Origin of the sequence: Buttiauxella izardii, from assembly GCF_003601925.1 — a bacterium.
Classification (GTDB): domain Bacteria; phylum Pseudomonadota; class Gammaproteobacteria; order Enterobacterales; family Enterobacteriaceae; genus Buttiauxella; species Buttiauxella izardii.
Map to the genome: position 1 here is coordinate 34,692 of NZ_QZWH01000049.1, position 17,259 is coordinate 51,950.

Annotated in this window: 17 protein-coding genes; 7 read left to right on the forward strand and 10 right to left on the reverse strand. The window is 50.1% G+C overall.

All coding sequences use genetic code 11. The features are described from left to right. Nucleotides 1–46: 46 nt before the first annotated feature. From nuoB to lrhA, 3 genes are all read right to left on the reverse strand, one after another. The gene (nuoB, locus tag D6029_RS18725) at nucleotides 47–721 is read right to left on the reverse strand and encodes an NADH-quinone oxidoreductase subunit NuoB (protein ID WP_034458804.1); all 675 of its coding nucleotides are present in this window, start codon (nucleotides 719–721) and stop codon (nucleotides 47–49) included. 15 nt (nucleotides 722–736) lie between these two features. After that, on the reverse strand, nucleotides 737–1,180 hold the full coding sequence (nuoA, locus tag D6029_RS18730) for an NADH-quinone oxidoreductase subunit NuoA (protein WP_034497229.1): 444 nt from the start codon (nucleotides 1,178–1,180) through the stop codon (nucleotides 737–739). Nucleotides 1,181–1,809: 629 nt separating this feature from the next. Further along, entirely contained in the window at nucleotides 1,810–2,745 is a 936-nt protein-coding gene (gene lrhA, locus D6029_RS18735; protein ID WP_120066228.1) for a transcriptional regulator LrhA, read from the reverse strand. A gap of 1,007 nt (nucleotides 2,746–3,752) precedes the next feature. Between lrhA and alaA the strand changes: the two genes are divergently transcribed. Both alaA and yfbR read left to right on the forward strand, forming a co-directional pair. Then, nucleotides 3,753–4,967 (forward strand): alanine transaminase AlaA, encoded by a 1,215-nt coding sequence (gene alaA / locus D6029_RS18740; protein ID WP_034497233.1) that lies wholly within the window; start codon nucleotides 3,753–3,755, stop codon nucleotides 4,965–4,967. A 79-nt stretch (nucleotides 4,968–5,046) separates the two neighbouring features. Further along, entirely contained in the window at nucleotides 5,047–5,646 is a 600-nt protein-coding gene (gene yfbR, locus D6029_RS18745; RefSeq protein ID WP_120066229.1) for a 5'-deoxynucleotidase, read from the forward strand. A gap of 137 nt (nucleotides 5,647–5,783) precedes the next feature. Here the strand turns inward: yfbR and D6029_RS18750 are convergent, their stop codons facing one another. From D6029_RS18750 to yfbV, 4 genes are all read right to left on the reverse strand, one after another. Then, entirely contained in the window at nucleotides 5,784–7,616 is a 1,833-nt protein-coding gene (locus D6029_RS18750) for an SLC13 family permease (protein ID WP_120066230.1), read from the reverse strand. Between the two features lie 79 nt (nucleotides 7,617–7,695). After that, on the reverse strand, nucleotides 7,696–8,376 hold the full coding sequence (locus D6029_RS18755) for a sugar phosphatase (RefSeq protein ID WP_120066231.1): 681 nt from the start codon (nucleotides 8,374–8,376) through the stop codon (nucleotides 7,696–7,698). Further along, nucleotides 8,369–8,863 carry a YfbU family protein gene (locus D6029_RS18760; protein ID WP_120066232.1) on the reverse strand — a complete coding sequence of 165 codons (495 nt, stop codon included), beginning with the start codon at nucleotides 8,861–8,863 and terminating at the stop codon, nucleotides 8,369–8,371. Before D6029_RS18760 ends, D6029_RS18755 begins: the two co-directional genes overlap by 8 nt. A 78-nt stretch (nucleotides 8,864–8,941) precedes the next feature. Further along, a complete protein-coding gene (gene yfbV / locus D6029_RS18765; protein WP_120066233.1) occupies nucleotides 8,942–9,397 on the reverse strand; it encodes a terminus macrodomain insulation protein YfbV in 456 nt (151 codons plus the stop codon). Between the two features lie 335 nt (nucleotides 9,398–9,732). Here yfbV and ackA point away from each other — a divergent pair, with 335 nt between their 5' ends. Together ackA and pta are read left to right on the forward strand one after the other, a co-directional pair. After that, complete coding sequence (gene ackA, locus D6029_RS18770) at nucleotides 9,733–10,935, forward strand: acetate kinase (protein WP_120066234.1); 1,203 nt, start codon at nucleotides 9,733–9,735, stop codon at nucleotides 10,933–10,935. Nucleotides 10,936–11,016: 81 nt separating this feature from the next. Next, nucleotides 11,017–13,158: a phosphate acetyltransferase gene (gene pta / locus D6029_RS18775; RefSeq protein WP_120066235.1), complete on the forward strand. Its 2,142-nt coding sequence runs from the start codon at nucleotides 11,017–11,019 to the stop codon at nucleotides 13,156–13,158. A gap of 77 nt (nucleotides 13,159–13,235) precedes the next feature. On the opposite strand, the gene yfcD is transcribed toward pta, so the two are convergent. From yfcD to yfcF, 3 genes are read right to left on the reverse strand one after another with little or no spacing between them, the layout of a single operon-like run. Continuing rightward, complete coding sequence (gene yfcD, locus D6029_RS18780) at nucleotides 13,236–13,781, reverse strand: NUDIX hydrolase YfcD (RefSeq protein WP_120066236.1); 546 nt, start codon at nucleotides 13,779–13,781, stop codon at nucleotides 13,236–13,238. Between the two features lie 57 nt (nucleotides 13,782–13,838). Further along, complete coding sequence (gene yfcE / locus D6029_RS18785) at nucleotides 13,839–14,390, reverse strand: phosphodiesterase (protein ID WP_120066237.1); 552 nt, start codon at nucleotides 14,388–14,390, stop codon at nucleotides 13,839–13,841. 56 nt (nucleotides 14,391–14,446) lie between these two features. Further along, nucleotides 14,447–15,091, reverse strand: coding sequence for a glutathione transferase (yfcF, locus tag D6029_RS18790; RefSeq protein ID WP_120066238.1), 645 nt, complete (start codon nucleotides 15,089–15,091; stop codon nucleotides 14,447–14,449). A 151-nt stretch (nucleotides 15,092–15,242) separates the two neighbouring features. On the opposite strand from yfcF, the gene yfcG reads away from it, so the two are divergent. The 3 genes from yfcG (at nucleotide 15,243) to D6029_RS18805 (ending at nucleotide 17,237) form a co-directional block, all read left to right on the forward strand. Further along, nucleotides 15,243–15,872 carry a GSH-dependent disulfide bond oxidoreductase gene (gene yfcG / locus D6029_RS18795; RefSeq protein ID WP_120066239.1) on the forward strand — a complete coding sequence of 210 codons (630 nt, stop codon included), beginning with the start codon at nucleotides 15,243–15,245 and terminating at the stop codon, nucleotides 15,870–15,872. Between the two features lie 80 nt (nucleotides 15,873–15,952). Beyond that, entirely contained in the window at nucleotides 15,953–16,321 is a 369-nt protein-coding gene (folX, locus tag D6029_RS18800; protein ID WP_120066240.1) for a dihydroneopterin triphosphate 2'-epimerase, read from the forward strand. A gap of 22 nt (nucleotides 16,322–16,343) precedes the next feature. After that, nucleotides 16,344–17,237 carry a TIGR01777 family oxidoreductase gene (locus D6029_RS18805; protein WP_120066241.1) on the forward strand — a complete coding sequence of 298 codons (894 nt, stop codon included), beginning with the start codon at nucleotides 16,344–16,346 and terminating at the stop codon, nucleotides 17,235–17,237. The last annotated feature ends 22 nt before the right edge of the window (nucleotides 17,238–17,259 follow it).

Here is a 17,259-nt window from a genome sequence, read left to right on the forward strand (position 1 = left end):
ATATTATTGATATGCGAAGTAAACTCACGCCGACCACAGGCGCAAATTAAATCTCGTCTGGTGTGCGCAAGTTGGTGACAGCAATACGCTCACCACGTTTACGCTCGCGCTCGGATTGCATATTGGCGCGATACACACCTTGATCGCCAACTACCCACGAGAGCGGACGACGTTCTTTACCGATAGATTCTTGCAGCAGCATCAGAGCCTGCATGTAAGCTTCCGGACGCGGCGGGCAGCCTGGGATGTAAACATCAACCGGCAGGAATTTATCCACGCCCTGCACCACGGAATAGATGTCGTACATGCCGCCGGAGTTGGCGCAAGCACCCATCGAAATAACCCATTTTGGCTCGAGCATTTGGTCATACAGACGCTGAATGACCGGAGCCATTTTGGTAAAGCAGGTTCCTGCAATTACCATCAGGTCAGCCTGACGCGGAGAAGCACGCAATACTTCGGCACCAAAACGTGCCACGTCGTGCACGGCGGTAAACGAGGTCACCATCTCAACGTAGCAGCAAGAAAGGCCAAAGTTATAAGGCCAAATTGAGTTTTTACGACCCCAGTTCACCATATCGTGCATGGCATGTTCGAGCTTGCCCATGTACACGCTACGGTTGATTTCTTGGTCAAGAGGATCGGTCACGATCTCCTGTTTTTGCAGGGGGTAACGGTCGTTCTCACCGTCGGGGTCTATGCGGGTGAGCGTATAGTCCATCTTATTGCCTCGCTGTTACTGCTGACGGTTAGTGATACTGTCGGTTTCCGGGTTGATTTGGGCACGGCGCGAACGCGCAGGTGTCCAGTCAAGCGCGCCAATACGCACCAGATACACCAGGCCTGCCAGTAGCACTAAAATGAAAATTGCGGCCTCGACGAAGCCTACCCATCCACTTTCACGGATGGAAACTGACCACGCATAGAGATACAAGGCTTCCACGTCGAAGATAACGAAGAACATAGCAACCAGGTAAAACTTGGCGGATAGACGTAAGCGCGCTGTACCAACTGAGTCGATACCTGACTCGAAGGGAGTGTTTTTGTGCCGACCCTTAGCTCTCCCGCCAAGGAACCAGGCCCCGAGAAGCATTACGCAACACAGGCCTATGGCAACAATAAGAAAAACTGCGAACGCCCAATGGTGAGCGATAACTTCAGTGGATGTTGACATACTCATTGCTTACTCATCAAAAGTGGCGCCAAAGTCTCTGCTCTTGCTGGCAGATGAACACCACATCGATTCATGGGGAGGAACAATTAACCTTACAATTTCTGCCGGAATCAAAACTTTTCCTGCAAATTGATGGGGTTTTTTACTCCTTTCTATAACCTTTTGTCAACTTTAACAAAAGTATCCACACATTAATTTACATGACTCCACTTTCATTAACATTTAGTGCCCTAAACGTTAGTTCCGCCGAGTGATTAACTCGGTATTAGTGAAGGTGAATCGTGTCCGTTAAGGTGGGAAAAAATAACTACTGTTCTATTTTGGCAGGAATTCTCAACTATTCATCCCCCCTATAGGGAGTATTTTCTTGATCTGAGACACGCTTTTGTTAATCCATCTCAAAAACCAACAACATTGCGGCCTATTTTTTAACATTTAACCGTGAGTTGATTCGTAGGTATAGGGAAGAAGGTAGAGGTTGAGGGAGGTACGGAGTGGTTTGTTTTAAAACATGTTTTTACAAAACAGCAATAAACATAACTTGCGCTGATTAAAAAACGAGCCACTGAGCGAAAAATCTCCCCCAGTGACCTGTTTTCGAATTTCATATTTTGTTACCAACTACCCTTCACGTGTTACTCGAAATCGCGTTCCATTAACACAGTGTCATCATCTTCATCTGAAGAAGCTAAATAGCGATAAGGATTAGGGTTGGATTCCAGCGCACTAAAAATAGCCTGCGCTAAATCATTGGTCGTATGCATATTACGGCACAGCAGATACTGGGTTTCTGGCATCGCGGGTAAACCATCTGCACTACCCAGCACACGCAATTCCGGGCTCATCATTTCTACAGGGCGGGCTGTCACGCCCAAACCGGCTTTAACGGCAGCACGAACGGCTGAAAGTGTTGAAGCAACATAGGCAATACGCCATGGAATGCGCTCTGCATTCAAATGCTCCAGCATCATATCGCGGTAAGGACTAGGATCGTCGAGCATTACCAGAGGCACCGTTTCACCTTTCTGGAACACATAATCTGCCGCGCAATACCATAATGTCGGTGAAGTCCGTAAAACAATAGACTCAAAATGCGCAGGCTTCGAGGTAGTCACCACCAAATCGACTTCCTGCTGGTTTAGCATTTCAGCCATAAATGGATTGCGCTTAACACGCACATCCAACGCCAGCTTTGGATAAACAGAACTTATCCGATTAAGCAGGAATGGCAGAATGGTATCTGCGGTTTCATCAGAGGCACCAATGGTCAGCACACCTTGCAAATTGCTAAACATCAGCGAAGTACAAGCTTCATCATTAAAACGCAGAATTTTTCGTGCGTAGCCCAGAAGCTGAATTCCATGCTCTGTCAGCAGTTTATTACGGCCATGGCGTGCAAAAAGCTCTTTCCCTACTAACTGTTCAAGGCGCTGCATCTGCTGGCTAACTGCCGATTGAGTCCGGCAAACCGCAACTGCTGCCGCTGCGAACGTATTGAGATCCGCTACGGCAACAAAAGTCCTTAGCAGATCGAGGTCGAGATTTAATATCGGACGATTTGCGTTAATCATAATTTTTTCACTAGTAGGTTGCTCTTACGAGTCTGCCTTAGTTTTATTGCTGTGATTTATCAAAAAGATAAAGCAATTCCCTTTTACAGAACGTCCCCGTAGGGCTACACCGTCATCCTGACAGTCGCTCTGACTTTTATTTTCACTCACCCTGACTGGCGCGAATCATTAATGTGATTGGCGTATTCCGGGAGATATTATACTGACGTATCCAACATACAAACATTCGTCTTAACGTACTAGTCGCTTAAATTAAAACTGAGTAATTATTGTAAATCCACTTCAATAATGAGTTTTATTTATTCAACACACAAGATCTATGAGTGTTTGACGGATGAAAACCTTCGTAAGATTACTATCCAACTTGAGTATTTCATTGCGCAGAATGACGAAATGCGAATCTACAATAAAACATAGAGTTGCGTAATATTCAACAAGTCACACTAACCATAAACTGTTAGATATCTTACCGCAAATCCTCCCTACCCATAACTTTTGTTGCGAATTATCTGATCTCATTCTCTTTTTTAATTAATTCTTCAACCGATTATTACCAAAAATGGACAAGTTCATTGCAGATGAATGAGAAGAAACTCAAATCTATTAACTGGTTATATTAATGAGATCATCTGTTATTTTTTATACATATTATTAACTCGCACTAATGTATTCATTTTAACCTTAAGCATGAATATTCAATTTTCCTTAACTATTACTCAATTTAATTCGCAACTAACACAGCATCACCGACTACGATTACCCGTATTGATGTAGCGAATGAACTTGAAAATCGACTGATTATCTATATTTTAAATTGAAAATGCTTCTTTATACAAAATATAACACCATAAAAATCCCATTCACCTGGCGTTCTCTCTTTCTCAGAAATCGAAAGATTAATTACTGTTAGCCGCTTCGCCCACCTTCAAATCTGGGCGCGGCAGGAGTACATTGATGCCTGGTCGCTTCCACGGCAGGAAGTGACGCTAACATTTAAGGTCAGGTTCATGTCCCCTATCGAAAAATCCAGCAAACTTGATAACGTCTGTTATGACATCCGTGGCCCCGTGCTCAAAGAGGCCAAGCGCCTTGAAGAAGAAGGGAATAAAGTTCTCAAACTGAATATTGGCAACCCTGCGCCATTTGGTTTCGATGCACCGGATGAAATTCTTGTCGATGTGATTCGTAACCTGCCAACCGCGCAAGGTTACTGCGACTCAAAAGGACTTTACTCCGCACGCAAAGCCATCATGCAGCATTATCAAGCACGTGACATGCGGGATGTTACGGTTGAGGACATCTACATCGGTAACGGTGTCTCCGAGCTCATCGTGCAATCAATGCAAGCTTTGCTTAATAGCGGCGACGAAATGCTGGTTCCTGCTCCGGATTATCCTTTATGGACGGCGGCGGTATCACTTTCCAGCGGTAAAGCAGTGCATTACTTATGTGATGAGTCTTCCGATTGGTTCCCGGATCTTGACGATATTCGCGCTAAAATCACCCCGCGCACTCGCGGTATTGTGATTATTAACCCGAACAACCCAACCGGCGCGGTCTACTCTAAAGAGCTGCTGCTGGAAATCGTCGAAATTGCGCGTCAGCATAATTTGATTATTTTTGCTGATGAGATTTACGACAAGATTCTGTACGACGAAGCCCAGCATCACTCCATTGCTGCGCTGGCACCGGATTTGCTGACTGTCACTTTTAACGGTTTATCTAAAACTTACCGTGTTGCCGGTTTCCGTCAGGGCTGGATGGTTTTGAACGGGCCGAAAAAACACGCTAAAGGTTATATTGAAGGTCTGGAAATGCTGGCCTCCATGCGCCTGTGTGCCAATGTTCCGGCGCAACATGCAATTCAGACGGCGCTGGGCGGTTATCAGAGCATCAGTGAATTTATTGCACCTGGCGGGCGTCTGTATGAGCAACGTAATCGTGCATGGGAACTGATTAACGATATTCCTGGTGTGTCATGTGTGAAGCCACGCGGCGCGCTGTACATGTTCCCGAAAATCGATGCTAAACGCTTCAACATCCATGACGACCAAAAAATGGTGCTGGATTTCTTGCTGCAAGAAAAAGTGCTGTTGGTTCAGGGTACGGCGTTTAACTGGCCGTGGCCGGATCACGTGCGCATCGTGACTTTACCGCGCGTTGATGAACTGGAAATGGCTATCAACAAGTTTGGCCGTTTCCTCGGACACTACCACCAGTAAACCTTCAGGGGGAGATGTTTGCATCTTCCCCTGCCCCCCTGCACAATGGTTTTCTTTGCAGTAGACACCGAGTGTACCTATGAGCCAGAGCCATTTCTTCGCCCACCTTTCACGTCTGAAATTAATCAATCGTTGGCCGCTGATGCGTAATGTGCGTACCGAAAATGTTTCGGAGCATAGTTTGCAAGTTGCGATGGTCGCTCACGCTTTGGCCGTCATTAAAAACCGTAAATTTAACGGGCAGATTAATGCCGAGCACGTTGCGCTGTTGGCGATGTATCACGATGCCAGCGAAGTGCTGACCGGGGATTTGCCCACGCCGGTGAAATATTTTAACTCGCAGATTGCCCACGAATACAAAGCCATCGAAAAAATTGCCCAGCAGAAATTGATTGATATGGTGCCGGAAGAGTTACGCGATATCTGGGCGCCGCTGATTGATGAGCATCAGAGCAGCGATGAAGAAAGAGCCATCGTGAAGCAGGCCGATGCGCTATGCGCCTATCTGAAATGTCTGGAAGAGTTGTCTGCCGGGAATAACGAGTTTTTGCTGGCGAAAAGCCGCCTCGAGAAAACGCTGGCTGACCGTCACAGCGAAGAAATGGATTACTTCATGAATGTGTTTGTGCCAAGTTTCCAGTTGTCGCTGGATGAGATTAGCCAGGATTCACCATTATAGTTATATGCCCTCACCCTAACCCTCTCCCCCAGGAGAGGGAATTATCCGGTTTTCCCCCTCTCATGGGGTGTGGGAATTCTCCGGTTTTCTCCCTCTCCATCAGGGAGAGGGCCGGGGTGAGGGTTGTTTTTAGCTAGTTAAAACGGAAATAGCATCGGCACCATCACCACACTTACCACCATCACAATCACCGTAAATGGCACACCCATCTTCACAAAATCGCTGAACTTATAATTCCCCGGCCCAAGAACCAATGTATTCACCGGAGAAGATACTGGCGTCATAAACGCGGCAGAGGCAGCGAGCGCAACGATCATGGCAAATGGATAAGGCGAAACGCCCATTGATTTTGCCGCCGCCAGCGCTATCGGAGCCATCAAAACAGCAGTCGCGGTATTTGAGATAAACAGCCCAATCGCGGCACACATAACGAACAGGCAAATCAACATCAGATGCGGCCCGTAGCCGCCGCCCATGCGCATCAATCCGTCCACAATCAAATTCACCCCGCCGGTTTTTTGCAGCGCAAGGGCAAATGGCATCATGCCGACAATCAAGATAATGCTCGGCCAATGCACCGCTTTATACGCGCTCTCCATGTCGATACAGCGGAATTTACCCATCAGCAAACAGGCGATAATCGCGGCAATCGGATTGGGAATTTCATCGGTCAGCATCAGGGCGACCATTAATGCGAGGCAGAAAATCGCGTGGGGGGCCTGGCTATGGGCAGGCGAGGCTTCGCCCTCTTCCACCGGCAAATTCAGCACCAGAAAATCGCGGCCTTTAAGCTGCAACTGGCTAATCAGTTTCCAGTCGCCCACCACCAGCAGAATATCGCCAAGCTGCAAAAATTCATCGACCAACAAACCTTCCATCGCTTCACCGTTGCGACGCAACCCGACGACATTCAGGCCGTAGCGCGTGCGAAAGCCGATTTCGCGCAGCGTTTGCCCGATGAGCTCAGACTCAGGGATCAGCGACACTTCCGCCATGCCGACGTCCAGCGCCTGGTCGGAAAAATACTCGCCGCGCAGCACCATCGGCTCGAGCATCTGCTCGCTACAAAACTCGCGTAAATCGACTTCAGAGGCGGACATATCAATCAGCAAAACGTCGCGGGCGCGAAATTCTGTTACGCCGGTGACATTAACAATGACGCGGCGGAATTTGCGCCAGCGTTCAAGGCCAATGACGTTTGCGCCATAACGTTCACGCAGCTTTAAATCATCAAGACGACGACCCACCATTGGCGAACCCGGGCGAATCGTCAGGCGGCGCGCGCGCCCCGTCAGCCGGTAATCTTTGATCAAGTCGCGGAAAGTACGGCGTCGCCAGTCCTGTTTGCCGTCATCTTTTTTCTGCCCGTTGAGCGCAAAACGCATCACCAGCATGTAGCCGATACCCAGCAGTAAAATGACCAGCCCGATTGGCGTCACGCTAAAGAAGTGAAAACCCTGTAAACCTTCGCGCAGCAGTTCGCTGTTCACCACCAGGTTTGGCGGCGTGGCGACCAGCGTCATCATGCCGCTGATCAGCCCGGCAAAACTGAGCGGCATCATCAGGCGCGAGGGCGAGGTTTTCATTCGCATAGAAACACTGAGAACAACGGGGATAAATATCGCGACAACGCCCGTCGAGCTCATAAACGCGCCCAGGCCCGCCACGGTTAACATCAGCAAAACCAGCATTTTGGTTTCGCTACTTCCCGCCACGTCCACCAGCCAGGAGCCCATTTTGGTGGCAACGCCAGTTCGCACGAGTCCATCGCCAATGATAAACAGCGCGGCAATCAGGATAACGTTGGGATCGCTAAAGCCAGAAAAGGCTTCACTAAGAGTGAGCGTGCCGCTGAGGACAAACGCAATGATGACAAGAAGTGCAACCGCATCCATACGTACTTTTCCAGTGGCGAACAACACCACCGCTATCGCTAGCAGCGATAAAACCCAAATGAGTTCCGAGTTCAAAACAAGTCCCTGTAAGTTGTCTCTGGGCCAAAAATCATGCCATAAAAAAGCCCCGCAAGAGCGGGGCTAAATCATGTGTTTAGTGTTTTCTGAACACTTCAACAGTGCCATCAGGCAACTTCTGCACCAGCAATTCGGTTAACGAATGCAGCGCATAATCGACATGTTCAAGGCGTGGCGTGTCAGCCGGAGCGTTAACTGCAATCACATGGCAACCCGCCGCAAGGCCAGAAAGCACGCCCGCTGGCGCATCTTCCACCACCACGCATTCTTCAGGCTCAAGCCCGAGTAACTGCGCGCCGAGCAGGTAAGCATCCGGCTCAGGTTTACCACGAGCTACACGTTCCGCAGTCACCAGTACTTCTGGCGCGGGCAATCCACCCGCCGCGCGGCGCGCAGAAGCTACCGGCAGCGAACCCGACGTGACGATGGCCCACGGAATACCGGCTTCGTTCAAATGAGCCAATAACTCAACGGCACCCGGCAAAGCCACGATACCGTCAGTGTCTTCTGACTCGATTTTTTCGAGACGCAAGAATTCCTGTTGGATTTCTTCTTCAGAAGCACCCGCCATAAAGTGACGCAGCGAAGTTATCGCCTGTTTGCCATGAATGAAGCCCAGTACTTCCTGTGGCGAAATATCGAAACGCTTTGCCCAGTTAATCCATGCACGCTCAACTGCTGGCAGGGAATCAACCAGAGTCCCATCCAAATCAAACAAGAAACCTTTGCACTTCACTACGCATCTCCCCTCAGGCATTAATAATTTGCGCGATCTCGTTCGCACTTAAATGATACTGACGCGGGCATGACTGCCACGCACTCATCATTCGCTGGTATTTTTCCCACATTGGGGTCTGAGCGTTAAAGCCGTGTGTACCCGCATCAAAATGTGCGTAACGGCCTTCGATGTTCACCATGAAACGAACATAACCAAGGAAGCGTGCTTCGGTCGCCGCATCGAAGCCGAGGAAGGTGACTCGACGTTCGTCAATTTGCTGTTTGTCTTTCAGGTTCGTCCAGGAAACATGCAGCGCGTGGTACATTTCCATAATGTCGATAACCGTACGGCAGGTTTCTTCCTTAAGCTCACCGAAATCACGATCCAGTTCGCGCATTTGCAAGCCGTAGCCACGTTCGATGATTGTTTGCAGGCGACGATAACGCTCGGCGTTGTCCGGATCGAGCATGGTCATCATCTTGTACTGATTTGATAAAATCAGACGCTGGGCGTTAGTCATTTCCATTTCTTAGCTCCTGTTACGCAGGGTGGATTAGCCCCTACGAAAAATAATCCTTTCTATATATGCGAAACGGCAGGGATTTTACAAATCATCAAGAAAAGTTTTATCCAACTGCTTAAACGCACGTTTCAGAACTTCGGCCAATGCCTGGTAATCTGGCTTGCCTTCAATCGGCGCTAACGCCTGCCCGGATTCCTGTAATTTGCCGCGCACTTCGTAAAACCAATTCAGAATGGATGGCGGCAATGGCGTTACGGAACGTTTACCTAACCACCATAAACCTTGCATCGGCAGGCTACAGGCGAATAACGCGGTGGCGACAGCGGGGCCAAGTTGGCCACCAAGGGCAATTTGCCAGGTCAGCGTAAACACAGCGAGTGGAGGCATAAAGCGGATGGCGAAACGCGTGGCGCGGATGACGCGGTTTTCAACGAAGATCGGCGCGAGGCGTTTATCGACAGGCCAGGTCTTAGAATATTGCTGCCCGCGACTGAACATACTGAACCAGCTTGCGTGGCTGTTTAGGGGTGTCGACATGACGTTACCTCAACTTCACATATAAAAAATAAAATTTTTGTGCAATTTAACAACTCTAAATTACATGGTTCAAAATCTTTTGTCTTTAACCATCGCAATCGGGTATCCTGTGCCGGCCTTGATGGCCGTAGAAGGGAAACCGCAGGTTGTCAATTTTTTGCTCAGTCCGCCATTGCCAGGAAAACACGCAATATGGCGTAAACTCTAGAGTATTTATTCGTTGTGCCAAAAAAACACTTCTGGCATGACGTTAATCATAAATGTCAGGCTCATCATGCGCTACGCTGAGAGACTATCTGACGTTTTTTTAGCCACAATTAAAAGTAGGTACTTCCATGTCGAGTAAGTTAGTACTGGTTCTGAACTGCGGTAGCTCTTCACTGAAATTCGCAATTATCGATGCTGTTAACGGTGACGAGTACCTCTCTGGTTTAGCCGAATGTTTCCATCTTCCAGAAGCACGTATCAAGTGGAAAATGGATGGCGGTAAACAAGAAGCGGCTTTGGGTGCAGGCGCCGCTCACAGCGAAGCTCTTAACTTTATGGTTAATACCATTCTGGCACAAAAACCTGAATTGTCCGAGCAGCTGACCGCTATCGGCCACCGTGTTGTTCACGGCGGCGAGAAGTACACCAGCTCCGTTGTTATCGACGAGACCGTGATTCAGGGTATCAAAGATACCGCTTCTTTTGCACCTCTGCATAACCCGGCACACCTGATTGGTATTGCTGAAGCGCTGAAATCTTTCCCTAAACTGGCTGATAAAAACGTTGCTGTGTTTGACACCGCGTTCCACCAGACCATGCCAGAAGAATCTTATCTCTATGCTCTGCCGTACAAACTGTACAGAGAGCACGGCGTTCGTCGCTACGGCGCACACGGCACCAGCCACTACTATGTGACTCAAGAAGCCGCGAAAATGCTGAACAAGCCAGTGGAAGAAGTGAACATCATCACTTGCCACCTGGGCAACGGCGGTTCTGTTTCTGCCATCCGTAACGGCAAGTGCGTTGACACCTCTATGGGTCTGACTCCGCTGGAAGGCCTGGTCATGGGCACCCGTTCTGGTGACATCGATCCAGCTATCATCTTCCACCTGCACGATTCCCTGGGCATGAGCGTTGATGACATCAACAAAATGCTGACTAAAGAATCTGGCCTGTTGGGTCTGACTGAAGTCACCAGCGACTGCCGTTATGTTGAAGACAACTACACCACTAAAGAAGATGCTAAACGTGCTATGGACGTGTTCTGTCACCGTCTGGCTAAGTACATCGGCTCTTACACTGCGCTGATGGAAGGTCGTCTGGACGCAGTAGTGTTCACTGGTGGTATCGGTGAAAACGCAGCAATGGTACGTGAACTGTCTCTGGGCAAACTGGGTGTTCTGGGCTTCGAAGTTGACCACGAACGCAACCTGGCTGCACGCTTTGGCAAATCAGGCTTCATCAACAAAGAGGGTACCCGTGCTGCGGTGGTCATTCCGACCAACGAAGAACTGGTTATCGCTCAGGATGCATCTCGCCTGACCGCTTGATTCTCCTTACCGCCAGCCTTCGCTGGCGGTGTTGTTTTCTGAGTCTCACAAGCTCCGCTTGTGCAACAAAGAGGTTATACCGTGTCCCGTACAATTATGTTGATTCCTACCGGAACTAGCGTCGGCCTGACTAGCGTCAGCCTGGGTGTTATCCGTGCTATGGAACAAAAAGGCGTTCGCCTAAGCGTTTTCAAACCTATCGCTCAACCACGCACTGGTGACGATACTCCAGATCAAACCACCAGCATCGTTCGTGCAAACTCCAGCATCCCTACTGCTGAGCCGCTGCACATGCACCACGTTGAGTCGCTGCTTTCCAGCAACCAACAAGATGTGCTGATGGAAGAGATCATCGCCAACTTCCACGCCAGCAGCAAAGATGCTGAAGTGGTTCTGGTAGAAGGTCTGGTTCCGACTCGTAAACACCAGTTTGCTCAGTCTCTGAACTACGAAATCGCTAAAACGCTGAACGCTGAAATCGTCTTCGTGATGTCTTTGGGTAACAACTCCCCAGAGCAGATGAAAGAACGTATTGAACTGGCTCGTAGCAGCTTCGGTGGCAGCAAAAACACCAACATCACTGGCGTTATCATTAACAAACTGAATGCCCCAGTTGATGACCAGGGCCGCACTCGCCCTGACCTGTCCGAAATTTTCGATGACTCCACTAAAGCGAGCATCGCAAACATCGATCCTAAAGAACTGTTTGCTGACAGCCCGCTGCCAGTTCTGGGTTGTGTGCCGTGGAGTTTCGACCTGATCGCTACTCGCGCGATTGATATGGCGCGTCACCTGAACGCCACCATCATCAACGAAGGCGACATCAAAACCCGCCGCGTGAAGTCTGTGACCTTCTGCGCGCGTAGCATTCCGCACATGCTGGAACACTTCCGCCCAGGTTCACTGCTGGTGACTTCAGCAGACCGTCCAGACGTGCTGGTTGCAGCGTGCCTGGCCGCGATGAACGGCGTAGATATCGGTGCGGTTCTGTTGACCGGTGGTTACGAAATGGACCCACGCGTCAGCAAACTGTGTGAGCGTGCATTCGCCACCGGCCTGCCGCTGTTCATGGTTGATACCAACACCTGGCAGACTTCTTTGAGCCTGCAAAGCTTCAACCTGGAAGTCCCAACTGACGACCATCAGCGTATCGAGAAAGTGCAGGAATATGTGGCAAGCCACATTGATGCCAACTGGATCGAATCCCTGACTGCAACTTCCGAGCGCAGCCGTCGTCTGTCTCCTCCAGCATTCCGTTACCAGTTGACTGAGCTGGCGCGTAAAGCCGGTAAACGTGTTGTTCTGCCAGAAGGCGAAGAACCGCGTACTGTTAAAGCTGCGTCTATCTGTGCTGAACGTGGTATCGCAACTTGCGTACTGTTGGGTAACCCGGATGAAATCACCCGTGTTGCTGCTGCACAAGGCGTTGAGCTGAGTGCCGGTATCGAAATCGTGGATCCAGAAGTGGTTCGCGAGAGCTACGTTGCGCGTCTGGTTGAGCTGCGTAAGAGCAAAGGCATGACCGAAGCCGTTGCCCGTGAGCAACTGGAAGACAACGTGGTGCTGGGTACTTTGATGCTTGAGCAAGACGAAGTTGACGGCCTGGTTTCCGGTGCGGTTCACACCACAGCGAACACCATTCGTCCTCCGTTGCAGCTGATCAAAACCGCTCCAGGCAGCTCTCTGGTTTCTTCTGTGTTCTTCATGCTGCTGCCAGAACAGGTTTATGTTTACGGCGACTGCGCGATCAACCCGGATCCAACTGCTGAGCAACTGGCAGAAATCGCAATCCAGTCTGCGGATTCCGCTGCTGCATTCGGTATCGAACCACGCGTTGCGATGCTGTCCTACTCCACCGGGACTTCTGGTGCGGGTAGCGACGTTGAGAAAGTACGTGAAGCGACTCGTCTGGCACAGGAAAAACGTCCTGACCTGATTATCGATGGTCCGTTGCAGTATGACGCCGCGGTTATGGCTGACGTTGCGAAGTCCAAAGCGCCTAACTCCCCTGTTGCAGGTCGTGCGACCGTGTTCATCTTCCCAGACCTGAACACCGGTAACACCACTTACAAAGCGGTACAGCGTTCAGCAGACCTGATCTCTATCGGGCCAATGCTGCAAGGTATGCGTAAACCTGTCAACGACCTGTCTCGTGGCGCACTGGTAGACGATATCGTGTACACCATCGCTCTGACTGCGATTCAGTCTTCTCAACAAGACTAAGTCTTTTAGAGAAGCAAAAAGGCCGCATTGAAATGCGGCCTTTTTTTATGGGTGCCCGGAAAGAAAGAGCTTAGAAATTATTCAGCCGCAGCAGCGTGCTGGGATTCATTCTTCGCGTTGCGGGTCATCCACAGAGCCAGGGCTTTCAAAGAATCAGGGGTGAAGTCGTCACAACGCGCGGTAATTTCCTCAGGAGACATCCAGCAGACTTCGCTGACTTCTTCTTCCTGTAAGGCAAACGGGCCGTGTGAAACGCAGCTGAACAGGCTTCCCCATACTCGGCAGTTGGTGTCCTCAAAATAGAACTGACCGTGCTCCGCAAAGGGTACTCCCGCGATGCCCAACTCTTCTTCCGCTTCGCGACGTGCGGAGTCCAACAGTTGTTCATCAGCCTGAACCACACCACCGGCAGTGGCGTCTAACATGCCCGGCATGAAATCTTTGGTTTCGGTACGGCGCTGTACCAAAATTTTACCCATACCATCATGAACCACGATATAAGTCGCGCGGTGACGTAAGCGCTGTGCACGCATTTGCTCGCGGCTTGCCTGCGCGATGACTTCATTGTCTTCATTGACAATGTCTACCCATTCCGTGCCAACAAAATGACTCTGTTCCGCCATTGGGGAAACCTTATTCAGGGCGCTCTTTGGCGCGTTATCGGTTTAACTAACGGTAAGTTACGGGGTAATCTCTACCTGTGCAATAACCCCTGCGTTATTCAGTGCGTGAACGCTCAGAACACCATCGTTTAGCATGCCGTAACTCGCTTCAAAGCCACCTTTTGGGATGCTCACCGAGCCTGGATTAAACAAATAAATCGAGTCTTGCTTCTCTGCCAAAGGCAGATGAGTGTGGCCAAAAACCAGCACGTCGTTTTCTGCCAGCGGCGGCAATTTATCGGGGTTATATAAATGGCCATGCGTGACAAATAAACGCTGCTCATCCATCAAAATTTGTTGCCAGGGAGAGGTAATCGGAAAATGTAGCAGCATCTGATCCACTTCGCTGTCGCAGTTGCCGCGAACGGCAATAATTTTATCCGCAATACTGTTAAAACGCTCCGCCACGGCACCGGGGTTGTAACCCGCCGGTAAGGCGTTACGTGGCCCGTGATTTAACACGTCACCCAGCAATATCAGCCATTTAGCACCGCTACGTTCAAATTGATCCAGCACTTGATCGGTTGCGGGTAGCGAACCGTGAATATCCGAGGCAAACATCAGCTTCATAAAACCACATTCCTGTTAGTGATAAGCAAAATTATCATAACGAATTATGGGGACTGTCAGCCAGAATGCTTTGCGGAAAGTGCCAGAAAACGCTGCACGGATGCGCGCTGCCACTGGAATGCAGCATATTCTTGCAGGCGTTCAGGAACCTCATCGCCATTGAGTATCAGGCGATTAAGCATCAGTGCCAGATCGGTATCCGCAAGCGACCATTCACCAAAAAGATTCTGCTGGCCGTCTGGCAATAAGCTTTCGACGGTCGTGATAAGTTTTTGCGCCGCGGCTTGCCCTTTCTCGCTTAATGGCGGTTTCTTCACACCAGCGAAAATCACATCGGTTGAGCGTTCTTCGCGAATCGGCATTAAATCGCTGCGAACCCACGCCTGAATCTGGCGGGCACGGGCGCGTTTTTCGAGGTCATGGGGATAAATACGCTCCCACGTTGGAGGCGCGAAACGATCTTCAAGAAACTCGGTAATGGCGGAAGATTCCGTCAGTAAAAAGTCATCCACCGCAAGCACCGGAACACGGCGCGTAAGATCATATCCTTTCCAGCCGGGTTGCAGATGCTGCCCGCTGTTCAAATCAACCGTTTGCAGAGTAAAGCTCAGACCTTTTTCTTTAAGAGCAACATAAACGGACATCACGTACGGACTAAAAAAGTTAGCGTCGGACCACAGTGTTATTGTTGGCTGGCTCATAGTATTCCCATCATTCATTTACCCAGGTTATTGAACATATAGCGGAAATTAACGCCTGTCACTTGAACAAAACTCATCCACCCGGCAAGTTTTTCAAAAAGTCTATACTCCATAGGTTTACGAAAAATGCTGACATCAGGATGGGCATAACATGATTGACCTTTACTATGCACCGACGCCAAACGGCCACAAAATCACGCTTTTTCTCGAAGAAACGGGTCTGGACTACACCCTTCATCGTATTGATATTGGCAAAGGAGATCAGTTTCAGCCTGCCTTTTTGGCGATTTCCCCCAACAATAAAATCCCGGCAATTATCGACCACAGCCCTGCCGATGGCGGCGGCCCGCTGAGTTTGTTTGAGTCTGGCGAAATCTTGCTTTATCTGGCAGAAAAAACCAACGAATTACTCAGTAAGGATCTGCGCGAGCGCACCCACACGCTGCAATGGTTGTTCTGGCAAGTCGGCGGATTTGGCCCGATGCTCGGCCAGAACCATCACTTCAACCACTTTGCTCCGCAGCCCGTTCCTTACGCGATTGAGCGTTATCAGGTAGAAACCCAGCGTCTGTATGGTGTTCTCAATAAGCAGCTTGAGAAAACCCCGTGGCTGGGCGGCAACGAATACAGTATTGCTGACATCGCCACTTACCCGTGGACGGTTTCCCATGAGCGCCAGCGCATTAATCTGGCTAATTTCCCTGCGGTGCAAAACTGGTTTGAACGTATTCGTTCTCGCCCGGCAACTGAGCGGGCTTACGAACAAGCGCAAAAAAGTTAACACTTATGCGCCCGATATGGGCGCAATGTTCTTCCTCATGTATTCTAAGAGCGAAAATAACAACATGGAGGAAACCTGCAATGTCATCCACACAGCCAGACGCGATTATTCGAATCAAAAACTTACGCCTGCGCACTTTCATCGGCATCAAAGAAGAAGAAATTGCCAACCGTCAGGATATCGTCGTTAACGTCGCGATTCACTATCCGGCAGACAAAGCCCGCGCCAGTGAAGACATCAACGATGCGCTGAATTACCGCACCATCACCAAACAAATCATCCAGTTGGTCGAGAATAATCGCTTCTCGCTGCTGGAAAAATTAACTCAAGATGTGCTCGATATCGCATGCGACCATCCGTGGGTATCTTATGCTGAAGTAGAAATAGACAAACTTCACGCGCTGCGTTACGCCGATTCAGTCTCGATGACCATGAGCTGGCGAAAGTAGCCGCAAACAGCGGGAGACAAGCATGCAGATACTGATTACCGGCGGAACCGGCTTGATTGGCAGCCACCTGATACCGCGCTTGTTGGAACTGGGGCACGGCATAACCGTCGTGACCCGTAACCCAGACAAAGCTCGCGCGTTATTTGCCCCCCAAGTCACGCTCTGGAAAGGGCTAAACGACCATGCCAATCTTGATGGTTTTGACGCGGTAATCAATCTGGCAGGCGAACCGATTGCCGATAAGCGCTGGACGGAGTCGCAAAAACAGCGCTTATGCCAAAGCCGCTGGCAAATCACCGAGCGCCTGGTTGAGATGTTCAAAGCCAGCCAGACGCCGCCTGCGGTGTTTATCTCCGGTTCTGCCGCAGGATATTACGGCGACCTCGGCGAAGTGGTGGTTAACGAAGATGAACCGCCACACAATGAGTTTACCCATAAACTTTGCGCCCGCTGGGAGCAAATCGCCTGCGGCGCACAAAGCGAACAAACCCGTGTTTGCCTGCTACGCACTGGCGTGGTGCTGGCACCCAAAGGGGGGATTCTGGCGAAACTGTTGCCGATTTTCCGTTTAGGGCTGGGTGGCCCGATGGGCGATGGCCGACAATATCTGGCCTGGATTCATATCGACGATATGGTCAATGGCATTCTCTGGCTGTTGGATAATGACCTGCGCGGCCCGTTCAATATGGTTTCGCCCTACCCGGTTCGCAACGAACAATTCTCTCACGCGCTCGGCCATGTGCTGAAACGCCCGGCGTTTATGCGCGCGCCTGCTACTGCGGTCAGACTGATGATGGGTGAATCGTCGGTGCTGGTGTTAGGCGGGCAACGAGCACTGCCGAAGCGGCTTGAAGAGTCCGGGTTTGGGTTCCGTTGGTATGACCTTGAGGAAGCTCTTGGGGATGTGGTGCGGTAGGAAACGCCCTCATCCCAGCCTT

Excerpts from the sequence above, each read along its gene's own strand:
- nuoB (WP_034458804.1), bottom strand. The coding sequence starts at position 721 with ATGGACTATACGCTCACCCGCATAGACCCCGACGGTGAGAACGACCGT.
- nuoA (WP_034497229.1), bottom strand. The coding sequence starts at position 1,180 with ATGAGTATGTCAACATCCACTGAAGTTATCGCTCACCATTGGGCGTTC.
- lrhA (WP_120066228.1), bottom strand. The coding sequence starts at position 2,745 with ATGATTAACGCAAATCGTCCGATATTAAATCTCGACCTCGATCTGCTA.
- alaA (WP_034497233.1), top strand. The coding sequence starts at position 3,753 with ATGTCCCCTATCGAAAAATCCAGCAAACTTGATAACGTCTGTTATGAC.
- yfbR (WP_120066229.1), top strand. The coding sequence starts at position 5,047 with ATGAGCCAGAGCCATTTCTTCGCCCACCTTTCACGTCTGAAATTAATC.
- D6029_RS18755 (WP_120066231.1), bottom strand. The coding sequence starts at position 8,376 with ATGCCTGAGGGGAGATGCGTAGTGAAGTGCAAAGGTTTCTTGTTTGAT.
- D6029_RS18760 (WP_120066232.1), bottom strand. The coding sequence starts at position 8,863 with ATGGAAATGACTAACGCCCAGCGTCTGATTTTATCAAATCAGTACAAG.
- yfbV (WP_120066233.1), bottom strand. The coding sequence starts at position 9,397 with ATGTCGACACCCCTAAACAGCCACGCAAGCTGGTTCAGTATGTTCAGT.
- ackA (WP_120066234.1), top strand. The coding sequence starts at position 9,733 with ATGTCGAGTAAGTTAGTACTGGTTCTGAACTGCGGTAGCTCTTCACTG.
- yfcD (WP_120066236.1), bottom strand. The coding sequence starts at position 13,781 with ATGGCGGAACAGAGTCATTTTGTTGGCACGGAATGGGTAGACATTGTC.
- yfcE (WP_120066237.1), bottom strand. The coding sequence starts at position 14,390 with ATGAAGCTGATGTTTGCCTCGGATATTCACGGTTCGCTACCCGCAACC.
- yfcF (WP_120066238.1), bottom strand. The coding sequence starts at position 15,091 with ATGAGCCAGCCAACAATAACACTGTGGTCCGACGCTAACTTTTTTAGT.
- yfcG (WP_120066239.1), top strand. The coding sequence starts at position 15,243 with ATGATTGACCTTTACTATGCACCGACGCCAAACGGCCACAAAATCACG.
- folX (WP_120066240.1), top strand. The coding sequence starts at position 15,953 with ATGTCATCCACACAGCCAGACGCGATTATTCGAATCAAAAACTTACGC.
- D6029_RS18805 (WP_120066241.1), top strand. The coding sequence starts at position 16,344 with ATGCAGATACTGATTACCGGCGGAACCGGCTTGATTGGCAGCCACCTG.